This window comes from Pseudoalteromonas sp. T1lg65, assembly GCF_051930985.1.
Classification (GTDB): Bacteria; Pseudomonadota; Gammaproteobacteria; order Enterobacterales; family Alteromonadaceae; genus Pseudoalteromonas.
This window is the reverse complement of the sequence record NZ_CP196837.1, coordinates 2438758-2452301: the sequence shown is the minus strand read 5'-3', so window position 1 is coordinate 2452301 and position 13544 is coordinate 2438758. Positions and strand designations below refer to the sequence as shown.

At 42.3% G+C, this 13544-nt stretch carries 11 protein-coding genes; 10 read left to right on the top strand and 1 reads right to left on the bottom strand.

The features are described 5' to 3' along the window. The first annotated feature begins 28 nt into the window (after positions 1-28). The 9 genes from ACSLBF_RS10795 (at position 29) to ACSLBF_RS10755 (ending at position 11568) form a co-directional block, all read left to right on the top strand. Positions 29-1591 (top strand): tryptophan halogenase family protein, encoded by a 1563-nt coding sequence (locus tag ACSLBF_RS10795; RefSeq protein ID WP_440053408.1) that lies wholly within the window; start codon positions 29-31, stop codon positions 1589-1591. Positions 1592-1600: 9 nt separating this feature from the next. Beyond that, positions 1601-3145: a tryptophan halogenase family protein gene (locus ACSLBF_RS10790; RefSeq protein ID WP_440053407.1), complete on the top strand. Its 1545-nt coding sequence runs from the start codon at positions 1601-1603 to the stop codon at positions 3143-3145. 246 nt (positions 3146-3391) lie between these two features. After that, positions 3392-4096, top strand: coding sequence for a SapC family protein (locus ACSLBF_RS10785; protein WP_440053406.1), 705 nt, complete (start codon positions 3392-3394; stop codon positions 4094-4096). Between the two features lie 233 nt (positions 4097-4329). Continuing rightward, positions 4330-5358: an isoaspartyl peptidase/L-asparaginase family protein gene (locus ACSLBF_RS10780; protein ID WP_440053405.1), complete on the top strand. Its 1029-nt coding sequence runs from the start codon at positions 4330-4332 to the stop codon at positions 5356-5358. Between the two features lie 76 nt (positions 5359-5434). After that, complete coding sequence (locus ACSLBF_RS10775; protein WP_440053404.1) at positions 5435-5863, top strand: CBS domain-containing protein; 429 nt, start codon at positions 5435-5437, stop codon at positions 5861-5863. A 102-nt stretch (positions 5864-5965) separates the two neighbouring features. Then, entirely contained in the window at positions 5966-9859 is a 3894-nt protein-coding gene (gene hrpA, locus ACSLBF_RS10770) for an ATP-dependent RNA helicase HrpA (protein WP_440053403.1), read from the top strand. A gap of 80 nt (positions 9860-9939) precedes the next feature. Further along, on the top strand, positions 9940-10323 hold the full coding sequence (locus ACSLBF_RS10765; RefSeq protein ID WP_440056221.1) for a response regulator: 384 nt from the start codon (positions 9940-9942) through the stop codon (positions 10321-10323). Positions 10324-10332: 9 nt separating this feature from the next. After that, the gene (locus ACSLBF_RS10760; protein WP_440053402.1) at positions 10333-10623 is read left to right on the top strand and encodes a PilZ domain-containing protein; all 291 of its coding nucleotides are present in this window, start codon (positions 10333-10335) and stop codon (positions 10621-10623) included. A 258-nt stretch (positions 10624-10881) separates the two neighbouring features. Then, positions 10882-11568 carry a DUF3667 domain-containing protein gene (locus ACSLBF_RS10755; RefSeq protein ID WP_440053401.1) on the top strand — a complete coding sequence of 229 codons (687 nt, stop codon included), beginning with the start codon at positions 10882-10884 and terminating at the stop codon, positions 11566-11568. A 47-nt stretch (positions 11569-11615) separates the two neighbouring features. On the opposite strand, the gene ACSLBF_RS10750 is transcribed toward ACSLBF_RS10755, so the two are convergent. Beyond that, entirely contained in the window at positions 11616-12806 is a 1191-nt protein-coding gene (locus tag ACSLBF_RS10750) for a class I SAM-dependent methyltransferase (RefSeq protein ID WP_440053400.1), read from the bottom strand. A gap of 97 nt (positions 12807-12903) precedes the next feature. Here ACSLBF_RS10750 and ACSLBF_RS10745 point away from each other — a divergent pair, with 97 nt between their 5' ends. Beyond that, positions 12904-13539 carry an HD domain-containing protein gene (locus ACSLBF_RS10745; RefSeq protein WP_440053399.1) on the top strand — a complete coding sequence of 212 codons (636 nt, stop codon included), beginning with the start codon at positions 12904-12906 and terminating at the stop codon, positions 13537-13539. The last annotated feature ends 5 nt before the right edge of the window (positions 13540-13544 follow it).

Genomic DNA, 13544 nt, shown 5'->3' with positions numbered 1-13544 from the left:
TATTATAAGTACATAGGTTGAGGTTGTTATGTCACATCAAATTAATCAGGTCGTTATAGTCGGTGGTGGTACTGCTGGGTGGCTCACAGCTGCGGTACTTTCAAGCCAGTTGAACAGCTCTAAATCAGGTGCTGTACAGATTACCTTGGTTGAATCACCAGATATTCCGATTCTTGGCGTAGGAGAAGGTACTTGGCCTAATTTAAGGGCTACCCTTCGTAAAGTCGGAATTGAAGAAGCTGATTTCATGCGCCAGTGCGACGCAACCTTTAAACAAGGTGCACTTTTTGCTAATTGGATGAAGCCAAAAAACGGTCAATTGCATGAATACTACCACCCGCTGAATACTGTTTCTCATTCATCATACGAATTTAGCTTAGCGCCGTATTATTTATTGGGATATGGCGAAAACGCTCGTTATGATCATGTTGTCGCGACCCAAAGCCATGTTTGTGATAATGGTTTAGCACCGAAAGAGAAAACAACTCCTGAATACCAGGCTGTTCAAGAGTATTCATATCATCTAAACGCTAACAAATTTGCAAGTTTTTTAACCAAGCATTGTGTAGAAAACTTAGGTGTAAAGCACGTTTTGGGTAATGTGACGAGTGTACAGTTATGTGAACAACACTTTATCAAGTCAGTTGTAACCGACAACAGCAACCATGCTGAAATACAAGGTGATTTTTTTGTTGATTGCAGCGGATCAAAAGCGATTTTGATGGCGCAGACTTATCAGATCCCATGGAACGATATCAGTGATATCATTTTAAACGACACAGCTATCGCGATGCAGGTGCCATATGCCGATCCACAACGTGAGATTGCTTCTCATACCATTATGACCGCGCAAGATAATGGTTGGATCTGGGATATTGGTTTATATAACCGCCGTGGGGTCGGACACGTCTTTAGTAGTAAACACACTGATATAGAAACAGCGGAAAAACAACTTAGAGAATATGTTGGACCGGAAGCTGAAGGGTTAGAAGCTCGAGTAATTCCTTTAAAATTAGGCTACAGAGAAAAGTTCTGGCATAAAAACTGCGTTGCGATAGGCATGTCAGCAGGTTTTGTTGAGCCACTAGAGGCGTCTGCCATTTATCTGTATGACGCCGCTGCAAACATGTTGGCTGATCAATTTCCAAGGTCTCGAGGTGCGATGCAATATGTTGAAGAAAAGTTTAACCGTTCTTTTACAATGAGAATGGAAAGAACAATCGACTTTATCAAGTTGCACTACTGTATTTCAGATAGAGATGATACGCAGTATTGGCGTGATAACTGCTCAAAACATACTATTCCGGACACTTTACTAACCCGTTTGGAGCATTGGAAAGAACACCCACCGACAAAATACGATTTTGAACATGCATGGGAACCATTTAACCTTGATAGCTACTTATATGTTCTCTATGGCATGAATTTCAATACCGATATCTCTCATAATCAACACAGCTTTAATATGACGGGCTTGGCAAAGAGAAAGATACAGGATGTAAGCGAACTCAGTAGCCGCCTAGTGAAGCACCTTCCAAAACACAGAGATTTACTTGATAAAGTTTATAAATATGGCTTTACCAAAATTTGAGGTTGTTGTATGAAGCAGACTAATAACATATTGATTGTTGGTGGAGGTACCGCAGGTTGGCTCTCTGCTGCAAAGCTGGCAAAAGAGCTTGGTGCAAACCAAGAAGATGGCGTGAAGGTTACATTACTCGAGTCATCCGATATCCCAACTATTGGAGTTGGAGAGGGAACTTGGCCGACAATGAGAAAGACTCTAGCAAGTTTGGGAATTGATGAGAGTGAGTTTATCGTACAAACTGAGGCTTCATTCAAGCAGGCTACCAAGTTTGTGAACTGGCGAAATGAAGCTTCAGATCAAGACAATGTTTACTATCATTTGTTTAGTTCAGCTTCAGATAGTGCAGAGTTTAACTTGGCGCCTTACTGGCTATTAGGCGACAGGCAAAACAATTACGCAGAGTCGATTAGTGCACAAGGTATTCTTTGTGAACAAGGGCTGGCTCCCAAGTTAATTACCAATCGTCAATATGAAGGTATCCAGAATTATGCATATCATCTTGACGCAGGGAAATTTGCCGCCTTGTTAAAGCGTCACTGTGTAGAAAAATTGGGCGTTACCCACTTGATCGGGAATGTTGTACAAGTCAACACCAACTCAAATGGAGAAATCGATAGTGTAGCTACAGATTGCCACGGGGTCATTAAGGCTGACCTGTATGTTGATTGTACTGGTTTTAAAAGCTTGCTCTTAGGTGAGGCTTTAGGGGTGAAATACCACAGTATCAGTGATAAATTGTTTATCGATACTGCAATTGCAATCCAAATGCCTTACGAAAATGACCAGAGCCCAATTTCCAGCTCTACAATCTCTACGGCACAAGATGCAGGATGGATTTGGGATATTGGGTTACAGTCCCGGCGAGGTACTGGCCATGTATTCTGCTCTAAGTATATGAGCAGTGATGAAGCAGAACATACTTTGAGAGAATATTTGGGGCCATTAGCAAAAGATTTGCCCGCAAAGTATATTCCAATGGACTGCGGATATAGGGAAAAATTTTGGCATAAAAATTGTGTTGCAATCGGTTTATCGGCAGCATTTGTTGAGCCACTAGAAGCATCGGCTATATTTTTGATAGAGGCTTCGGCAAATATGCTTGCGGAATTATTTCCTCGCAATCAGGCGTTAATGGAGCTAAGTGCAGATAAATACAACGAATCTTTTTCATTTCGTTGGAAACGGACCATCGACTTCATTAAGCTTCACTATATCCTTTCCAAAAGGAATGGACAGTTTTGGCTGGATAATAAGAATGTAGATACCATTCCCCAATCTTTATCTGATTCATTGGAGCAATGGCGATACCGCCCAGTAAGTAAATATGATTTTGAAAACGTATTCGAGCCTTTTCCACAAGACAGCTATCAATATGTGCTTTACGGAATGGGTTATGAGCCAGAGCTAGGTTTTTGTAAAAGTAAATATGCGAATTACGATGTCGCCGCTAGACTGTTCGCTCAAACCCGTGATTTGAAGAACAAGTTAGCAGAAAATCTTGATACAAACAGAAAATTGCTTGAGAAAGTCAAAACCTATGGTTTTCAGAAGTTATAGAGAACATTAGGAGGCAGCGCGTTCGTTGAAGCCGAGATTTTAGCATAAATCTATAGATGGCAGAAATGGCTGTTGAATAAACCTTCAGTGAAACTTTATTAACAGTAATCAGTAGTGAGTTTGGCTGGCTTTAGGCAACATAAGCATAAGGTCGCTTCAAATAAATTTAACTTCCAATTTGGCCCCAAAACCTTTAGCCTTAGGCACACAAAAAGTAATAATTTAGTAAATAGATGGAGCAGTATTATGGCAGAGCAACAAGTGCAGCCTTTACACAACGAAAAACACGCTAATATCAAAGTTAAAAATGGCGTGAACGTTGAATTTTTGAAATCACAGCACTTAATGCCAGTTGTTGCGCACGAATTTGCTCGTGTAGCGACTGAATTCCCAATGGCGTTTGTTAAGAACTCAGAAACAGGTCAGTTTCAAGCGGTTGCAATGTTTGGTCTAGAGCCGGGCGAAAACCTATTTGTAGAAGATGGTAAGTGGACTGCAGGTTTTGCACCTATGGCAGCAACACGTTATCCATTTGGCCTGGTTAAGCACCCAGAGCAAGACCAATATGGAATTGTTATCGATGAAGCAAGCTCTCTAGTAAACGAAGAGGAAGGTAACGCGTTGTTTGCTGACGGCAAAGAAACAGAATACCTAGCTCGTCGTAAAGAAGCGTTAGTTAACTATGTTGAGTTTGCTCGCGTAACCGAAGCTTTCACTAAGTATCTAGCTGACAAAGAGCTATTGGTTCAACAAACACTGACTGTTGAAATCAAAGGCGAGAAGAAAGACATCAATGGTATCTACCTTGTTGATGAGCGTAAGCTAAACGAGCTAGATGACAAAGAGTTCCTAGAACTTCGTCAACGTGGTTACCTTGCGCCTATTTTTGCTTTCCTTACGTCTACTCACCAAGTAGCACGCTTGGCACGTATGAAGGCACAGCGCGCTTAATTGTGACTGATAAGTAAGCGCTTATATGAGCGCTTACTTTTATTTAATTGGATTAATCAATAGTCTAGTTTTAGCTTCCTTTCCTTACACTCATGCCAACCCTCAGAATAGATCACTTTATCATCTCGATTACTTGACTGTTTAACCTCAGCTGAGGTTACTTAACTTGAAAGCTTGCATCCCCCATAAAATCGCCGCATGCTCAGTACACGACTACTGAAAAAGGCATACAAATGAAAAACAATATTTTGCTGACGTGCTTATTGACTCTCGTGACTTCTGTGGCTTGGGCTACCGAAACAAACTCACCTATCGCTATTGCAATCCATGGTGGTGCCGGGACAATAGAAAAAAGCCATTTTACACCTGAAAAAGAACAACAATATAAAGCCAAGTTACAAGAGGCCGTTGAGGCTGGCTATAAAGTTTTATCTGAAGGTGGGGAAAGTTTAGATGCGGTAACAGCTGCCATCAATATCTTGGAAGATTCGCCGTTTTTTAATGCTGGAAAAGGGGCGGTGTATACCTATGACGAGGGGCACGAATTGGATGCGTCCATTATGGACGGGCGGAACCGTCAAGCGGGTGCTGTTGCTGGAGTTAAGCATATTAAAAACCCAATTAACTTAGCAAAAGATGTAATGCAGCATTCTGTTCATGTGATGTTGAGCGGGCGAGGAGCTGAAGAGTTTGCTCGAAAGCGAGGATATAGCTTGGTAGAGAACAACTACTTTGATACGCCATCACGTTATCAATCTTTGCTCGAAGCTAAAAAACGTTTACAGCAAAAAGAAGCAGCTACAAAAGACTACCGAGCTCTTCATCAAAGCCTCGACGTAGAATACAAAGTAGGGACAGTCGGTGCTGTAGCACTTGATCAAAATGGCAACTTAGCAGCTGGTACTTCCACCGGAGGGATGACGGCTAAACGCTTTGGTCGTGTGGGTGACTCGCCAATTATCGGGGCAGGTACTTTTGCTGATAATCAATCTTGCGCAGTTTCTGCAACCGGTCATGGTGAGTTTTTCATACGCTACAATGTTGCTGCTGATATTTGTGCTCGAGTGCAATATCAAGGCAAGTCGATTGCCGAGGCAGGACAAGAAGTAATAGGCACTGTGCTAAAGCCAATCGGTGGAACAGGCGGAGTGATTATTGTGGACCGACAGGGCAACATTGCCATGCCTTTCAACACAAAAGGTATGTATCGAGCGAGTAAATCTTCATCTTCGCCAACCTTTGTCGCAATCTATCGTGAATAACGTGACATAAATTAAGCAATCTTCATAACGCCAGCTAATATGAAATAGAGAGCTGGCGTTTTTTATGGAGATGAATATGCAATCAATTAGAGTCGCTGATTATTTAAATCACCGTCCGGTTACTTTTAAACAAGACATGCGCATAGAGTCCGCTGTCGAAAAGCTAATCTTAAGTGGCCAGTCAGGTGGTCCAGTTATAGATGCACAGCGTAAAGTTATTGGCTTCTTGTCAGAACAAGATTGTTTGAAAAAAATGTTAGAAGCTACCTACCAAAATGAATCCCACAGTGTCGTTTCCGATGTAATGAATAGCGAACCTTTGTGTTTAAAACCTGAGGACAGTATTGTCCAAGTTGCAGATCGTATGACTTGCACCAAGCCAAAGGTCTATCCCGTCATTGATGAGGAAGGACGGCTGTTGGGGGTGATAAGTAGAGCAAATGTACTTCTGGCTTTAGACAAACATTTACACGACAATTATGAAGCGGGACACCGGTACGTATAAATTTAATCATAAATATTTAAGTTCCTAGAGGAAATACTTGGGCTAGCTCCTGCTGCTTTGGTAAACTACACGGCGTTTTAGTAATTCACAAGGTGTCGTGTAGTGCAGTTGGAATCGCTGTTTAAAGAGCTGAATACTTGTCTTAAAAAAGATCATTTCATATTAAAAAAGCGTCTCCATGGCGCAAAAAAAATAGCCAATGAAGAAAAACGCAGTCAAGTTGTCAGTAAAATTGCCACAGCTATTGCAAATAGCCAAGCGTTACGAATAAAACGCGCTGAACAACTACCTAAAGTTGAATACCCCGAGTTATTGCCCGTAAGCCAGAAGAAAGACGATATAAAAGCGGCCATTGCTAACCACCAGGTCGTCATTGTCGCTGGCGAGACAGGGTCAGGTAAAACCACACAGCTACCAAAAATATGTTTAGAACTAGGTCGAGGCATTGATGGCTTTATCGGTCACACTCAGCCCAGACGTCTAGCAGCCAGAAGCGTAGCAAACCGTATTGCTGAGGAAGTTGGGTGTGAGATGGGCCAAGAGGTTGGCTTTAAAATTCGCTTTTCTGATCAAGTGTCTGATAAAACCTATGTGAAGCTGATGACTGATGGTATTTTACTATCTGAAATTCAACAAGATCGTTTTTTAAATCAATACGACACTATCATTATTGATGAGGCCCACGAGCGCAGCCTAAATATCGATTTTATCCTAGGTTATTTAAAGCAACTATTACCAAAAAGACCCGATCTTAAAGTAATTATTACCTCAGCAACAATTGACCCTGAGCGATTTTCCAAACATTTCAATGACGCACCTATTATTGAAGTGTCTGGCAGAACTTACCCTGTAGATGTACGTTACCGACCAATTGAAGAAGTCGATTCAGCAAACGGCGAAGCTGAGAATGACCAGCTACAAGGGATCTTCGATGCAGTCGATGAACTTTGTGCTGAAGGTCCTGGCGACATACTGATTTTTATGAACGGTGAACGCGAAATCAGGGATACGGCTGATGCGCTAGCCAAGCGTAACCTTCGGGGAGTAGAGATCCTTCCACTGTATGCGCGTTTATCCAATGCAGAGCAAAACAAGATTTTTGCACCACACAGTCAGCGCAGAATCGTGTTATCGACAAACGTGGCAGAAACATCTTTGACGGTACCGGGCATTCGCTATGTTATAGACCCCGGAACTGCACGGATAAGCCGCTACAGTTATCGCACTAAAGTGCAAAGATTACCTATTGAAGCTATTTCACAAGCGAGTGCAAATCAGCGAAAGGGGCGTTGTGGTCGTGTTGCATCCGGTATTTGTATTCGCTTGTACTCTGAAGAAGATTTTCTGGGTCGTCCAGAGTTTACCGACCCAGAGATCCTACGCACTAATTTAGCTTCCGTTATTTTACAAATGCTCGCATTAGGCCTTGGTGATATTAGTCAGTTCCCATTTGTACAAGCGCCAGATAGCCGCAACATCAAAGATGGCATGACGTTGCTTGAAGAACTGCAAGCGGTGCAACCTGCCAAGCGTCGAGAAAATGCCAAATTAACCGAGTCAGGAAGAAAGCTAAGTCGACTGCCTATCGATCCGCGATTGGCTAAAATGGTGATGTCGGCTGCAGAGTTTGGTTCACTGTGGGAAGTAATCGTTATCGTAGCAGCTTTATCGATTCAAGATCCCCGAGAAAGGCCACAAGAAAAGCGCGGTCAGGCGGATGAAAAGCATAGCCGTTTTGAAACCGAGGATTCAGACTTTATTGCTTACTTGAATCTATGGAACTACATTGAGCAACAACAGCAAGAGCTGTCTAGAAATCAATTCAGAAAGCAGTGTCAGAAAGATTTTCTCGCCTACATGCGAGTGCGTGAGTGGCAAGATATTGTCTATCAGCTTACGACGGTGTGTGAAGAATTAGGGCTAAAAACAACGGGTAATCCCGCTTCAAATGAGGCAATCCACCAAGCCTTGTTGAGCGGTATGTTGAGCCATATTGGTGTCAAAGACGAAAAACAAAAACAGTTATACAAAGGGGCAAGAAACAGTCAGTTTCATATTTTCCCAGGTTCCAGCCTATTTAAAAAGAGTCCAAAGTGGTTAATGTCCGCTGAGCTGGTTGAAACCAGTAAATTGTATGCACGGGTGAATGCTAAGATTGATGTTAATTGGATTTCGCCGATGGCGCAGCATCTGGTGAATCGAAGTTACAGTGAACCCCATTGGGAAAAGAAACAAGGCGCGGTAATTGCCTTTGAGCAACAGACTTTATATGGCTTGATCATTGTTGGCAGAAAGCGAACGGTATACAGCGATATTGATCCTAAAATCAGCCGTGAGATTTTTATTCGCGAAGCGCTGGTCAACGAACAGCTAGGCCAAAATGAAGCGTTTATGGCGCATAACATTAAGCTTATCAGAGAAGTTCAAGATCTCGAGAATAAGGCGAGACGTAGAGACATTCTCGTCGATGAAGAAGACCTATTTGCATTCTATGCCGATAAGATCCCTGCTGAGATAAACAATAGAGCTGCGTTCAATAAATGGTGGCGTACACAAAAGCAAAAAGATAAACGCTTTTTGCATATGACACGTGAGTTGTTGATGCAACACGGCGCAGAGGAAATTACCGAAGCAAACTATCCTGATACCTGGCAACAAGGCAATATTATCTTACCATTGAGTTATCATTTTGAACCCGGTAAGTCACTTGACGGCGTGGTCGTCAATATTCCACTCGCGCTCCTTAATCAGGTGGATGACTCGGGTTTTGATTGGCACATTCCGGCACTGCGACATGAACTGATTTGTGGCTTGATTAAATCGTTGCCAAAAACACTGCGAAGAAATTTTGTACCAGCTCCTAACTATGCAGATGCGGTGCTAGCTTCTATTGAACCAATGCAAGGTAAACTTGCAGAAGCCCTAGCTACACGCTTACTGAGAATGACTGGTGTCAAAGTTACTGAGAATGATTGGGACTATGAGGCGCTTGAACCTCATTTAAAAATGCAGTTCCAAGTGGTCGACGATCAGGGCAAAGCGTTGGGTCAAGGTACCGATCTGACTCACTTGAAAGCATCGTTACAGGGGAAAGTCACCGAAACGCTTTCGCAGGTTGCTGAAGCCGGTATAGAGCAAAAACAGATTGAGAGCTGGAGTTTTGGTGAGCTACCCACTGAATATACTAAAAAGCAAGGACAGTTTGAGATTAAAGCGTTTCCAGCGCTGGTGGATAAAAAACAAAGCACAGCAATCGAGCTATTTGATAATGAAATCAAAGCTAAAGAAGCTCATGCTCAAGGATTACGTCGACTGGTGCTACTCAATGTGCCATCACCCGTTAAATATCTGCAGCAACATTTGCCCAACAAAGCAAAGTTGGGGTTGTATTTCAATCCATTCGGAAAAGTTCAAGACCTTATCGCTGACTGCACGAGTGCGGGTGTAGATAAGTTACTTAAATCGTTTCCTGAGATCCGAGACGAGTCCGCTTTTGAACAAGCAAAAGAACGTATCCGCGGTGAACTGGGTGACACCGTGGTGGAAGTCGCTAAGCAGGTCGAGGCGGTACTGAGTATTGCACATGCGATTAATAAACGTATGAAAGGCAAGGTAGATTTAACCATGATAACCGCTCATGGTGATATAAAATCTCAGTTACAACGCCTAGTATTCAAAGGCTTTGTTACCGCGCATGGTGCCGACAAACTAGTGGATATTTTGCGTTATATGAAAGCGATTGAAAAGCGCCTGGAAAAGTTGCCTGTAGATCCGAACCGCGATCGTATCTGTGTACTAGAATTGGAAAAAGTGGAATCAGCATATCAGGAAAAATTGGCGAAGATTCCGTCTGGAATGCCAGTGCCTGAAGAGTTAGCACATATCTTTTGGATGCAACAAGAACTGAGAGTCTCGCTTTTTGCGCAAACACTGGGTACTGCCTACCCAATATCGGCAAAGAGAGTACTTAATGCGATTAAAGAGTGTGCAATATAACTTGCATTTTAATGTACGAGCATTACTTTATATTAAGAGGAAAGAATCTTTTGGATTGCGATAAGGAAGCGACATTAGTGATGTCCATACGAGAACAAAGGAAAAAAGCGCCACATGTGCTAGTGGTAGATGATGAGTATTTCAATTATGAAATGCTAGAGGTGGCTTTGTCTGACGCGCTTGAACTAAGTTATGCGGATTCGGGCACGAGCTGCTTGTCAAATGCCATCGCAGATCCGCCCGATGCGATTTTACTGGATGTGTGTATGCCTGGTTTGGATGGTTATGATACGTGTCGGATGTTAAAAAATACGCCCGAGACAAAAAATATTCCAGTGCTTATGGTGTCAGGCCTAGAGTCAGAACAAGAAAAACAGGCTGGATTTGAAGCTGGTTGTGATGCCTACTTTGTGAAACCATTCTCAATGCAATCTTTGTTGGAAAAGATCAAATCCATGGTGTAGGAGATAATAATGATACACGATGACAAACGCCGATTTATGCGCATGACAGTCAAAGCCGAAGCGCGGATCACAGAGCTGGAATCTGGAAGAGTTTATCGTGGCTTTTGTCATGATTTGAGTGCTACTGGTATGTCGGTTGTACTAGATGAGCCGCTGGAACCCAACGTGACAGTGGAAGTTTATATCGAATCTAGCGGTGATATGATCCAACCTCTCAAAGCCCATGCGAAAATAATTCGTTGTACTCAAGAGCAGGATGAGCAATGGACTGTTGGGCTTGAAATAACACAATTTAATTAAAATATATTGGTGCTTAGTTAAACCTTGCTGAGTATTTGTATTCATATTCATCTGTCGTGTTTAGCACAGCTAGTTTATACGTGTTCACAAAGACGCTAAGCAAAGCTGCCTTTGGGTATGCGCGATAGTCCTCACTTGAAGTAAAATTGGAACGAGACTGGTTTCATTTCCTTCTACTATGTACAAGTATCTGAACGTTGTCCTTTTTGATTGAGTCTGGCACCATACTGTTTTTTGATAACGAGTAGTAGCCGTTTTATGACCCAATCATGTGCAAACTGTCAGGCATATCTAGTTCCTGATGCCAAATACTGTTCTCATTGCGGTCAAAGTACTAGAAGCTATCAGGTCTCATTTTTCACGTTTGCCAAAGAGTCTTTACATGAGCTATTGGATATTGATGGTCGATTGTGGCTGACATTACGAACAGTGCTACTCAAACCAGGCGTAGCGTCATATGAATTCAGCCAAGGAAAGCGTAACAAATACACACCACCATTACGTTTATACTTGGTAATTAGTGTTGTATTTTTCTTATTCTTCAATAGTTTTCAGGCGGTTTATAACAGTGGGCAAACGCTATCAGAGTCCACGGTTAGTCTTTATTCTAAGGCAATGTTTTTGCTGTTTCCGATGTTCGCTTTGTATACGAAGTGTTTTTTCCGAAAGAGTTATTTTATCAGTAATGTCGTACTGTCGATGCATATTCACAGCGTGTTTTATCTCGCTTTGATGATATTAGCACCCTTAGAAGCTGTTGAGAGCAAGCATAGCGCTTATGTTGCATTGCAAGTACCCTTTATTCTCTATTTGTTATGGTACTTTGTATATGCATTTAAAACTATGTATAGGCAAAGTTGGCTCATGACCATCATGAAAACGTCAGTAATTTACATATTGTATATGGCAACTTTAGGGGTTGTTTTTGACTCTGTCATTCCGTAACAGAGTCAATTGCGTAGATTATGTTTTATGGCTACTATCAAAAAGCACTAGTAAACCTTGCAGATCAAGCCTTTAAGATAAAATCCCTCAGGGTAGTTGCCAGCTATGGGGTGGTCAGCCGCTTGGTTAAGTCGCTCCATAATTAGTAACTCTTTACCAGCATCCAATGCAGCATCGGCAACAACTTTTTGAAATAGGTTCTGCTCCATCAAGCCTGAGCAAGAGAAAGTGAGTAATGTGCCGCCTGGTTTAAGGATTTGCATCGCAATCATGTTAATGTCTTTATACCCTCTGCATGCACCGGTTAGCTGAGCTTTGCTCTCAGCAAATTTGGGCGGGTCCATAACAATTGTGTCAAACGTGCGACCTTCGTCACGGTATTGTCTTAAAAGTTTAAATACATCTTGTTTGACAAACTCAGCACGCGATAAATCAAGGTTATTGTGTTCTACGTTTCGTTTAGCTGTATCTAAAGCCGGTTGAGAAACATCGACATTGATAACCTTTTCACAGCCTCCTCGCAGCGCGTATAAACCAAAGGTGCCAGTATAACAAAAGCAGTTGAGTACTTCTTTACCTTCCGAGAAGCGTTCGAGTGCAGCGCGGCTGTCACGTTGATCTAGATAAAAGCCGGTTTTGTGGCCTGATTTAATATCAACTTCTAGCTTTAATCCGTTTTCTTCAATTAAGACATTAGCTTGCGGTTCTTGGCCAGAAAGAACCCCAGTAATTTTATCTAGGCCTTCTTTTTTGCGGACATCTACATCTGAACGTTCGTATACGTTGCAATCTGGGAATAGGGTATTGAGTGCAGCAACAATCTCACCTTTATGTCGCTCAGCACCGGCACTAAGTAACTGGCAAACCAAATAATTGTCAAACTTATCTATGGTAATACCTGGTAATCCATCAGACTCAGCAGCGCATAGTCTATATCCTGTTAAGCCGCCTTGTTCTATTACATATTGCCGTGCGTCTAGAGCACGGCGTAATTTTTGTTCGAAGAAGCTTTGGTCTATCTGCTGAGATTCATCAAAGCTCCATACGCGCGCTCTGATCTGTGAGTCAGGACTGTAAGCTGCAGTTGCTAGATATTTACCGTCATTTGAATATATCTTAACAGTGTCGCCCAAAGCCGGTTTGCCTTTAATCTTCTTAATCGCTTTAGAGAAGATCCAAGGATGCTTCCGATTTAAAGACTTTTCTCTACCGGGTTGGAGGTATAGGGCACAAGACATATAATTTCTCAATTAACTATTCATTGCTGCCATTTTAGTGAAGCGTGTGGCAACATACAATCAAATACCCTAATCGCCGAGTGTAAAGACATTGAAAATGCAACAATTAGAAGCAGCCTGCGAAGAATTTATGCTATCCACACCATTTGCCGATACCGCACATGACCTCTCTCATGTTAAACGAGTAGTCAAAGTAGCGAAGTCGTTGTGTGAAGCTGAGGGTGCTGATATTGAAGTGGTGCTTCCAGCTGCTTGGTTGCATGATTGTGTCGCGGTTGCGAAAAATCATCCTGATAGAGCCAAAGCGTCAAAACTGGCAGCTGATAAAGCGGTTACTTTTTTGGAGCATCTTGGTTACCCGGAAGAAAAACTACCAGCAATACATCACGCTATTATCGCGCATAGTTTTAGCGCGGGTGTTGAACCAAAGACATTGGAAGCAAAGATTGTTCAAGATGCAGACAGAATGGATGCACTAGGCGCTATAGGTGTTAGTCGCTGCATGAAAGTAGGTGGTGCAATTGCACGGCATTTGTATCACACTGAAGATCCATTTTGTCAAAATCGCCAGCCTGACGATACCCGATATACACTCGATCACTTTTTTATTAAGTTGTTACACATTGCTAATAACATGCATACTCAATCTGCCAAGAAGCAAGCCAAGCAAAGAACTGACTACATGCTCGATTTCCTCGAACAGTTAAAAAGTGAGATAAGTATCAGTGAGTGATCACG

Excerpts from the sequence above, each read along its gene's own strand:
- ACSLBF_RS10795 (WP_440053408.1), top strand. The coding sequence starts at position 29 with ATGTCACATCAAATTAATCAGGTCGTTATAGTCGGTGGTGGTACTGCT.
- ACSLBF_RS10790 (WP_440053407.1), top strand. The coding sequence starts at position 1,601 with ATGAAGCAGACTAATAACATATTGATTGTTGGTGGAGGTACCGCAGGT.
- ACSLBF_RS10785 (WP_440053406.1), top strand. The coding sequence starts at position 3,392 with ATGGCAGAGCAACAAGTGCAGCCTTTACACAACGAAAAACACGCTAAT.
- ACSLBF_RS10780 (WP_440053405.1), top strand. The coding sequence starts at position 4,330 with ATGAAAAACAATATTTTGCTGACGTGCTTATTGACTCTCGTGACTTCT.
- ACSLBF_RS10775 (WP_440053404.1), top strand. The coding sequence starts at position 5,435 with ATGCAATCAATTAGAGTCGCTGATTATTTAAATCACCGTCCGGTTACT.
- ACSLBF_RS10765 (WP_440056221.1), top strand. The coding sequence starts at position 9,940 with ATGTCCATACGAGAACAAAGGAAAAAAGCGCCACATGTGCTAGTGGTA.
- ACSLBF_RS10760 (WP_440053402.1), top strand. The coding sequence starts at position 10,333 with ATGATACACGATGACAAACGCCGATTTATGCGCATGACAGTCAAAGCC.
- ACSLBF_RS10755 (WP_440053401.1), top strand. The coding sequence starts at position 10,882 with ATGACCCAATCATGTGCAAACTGTCAGGCATATCTAGTTCCTGATGCC.
- ACSLBF_RS10750 (WP_440053400.1), bottom strand. The coding sequence starts at position 12,806 with ATGTCTTGTGCCCTATACCTCCAACCCGGTAGAGAAAAGTCTTTAAAT.
- ACSLBF_RS10745 (WP_440053399.1), top strand. The coding sequence starts at position 12,904 with ATGCAACAATTAGAAGCAGCCTGCGAAGAATTTATGCTATCCACACCA.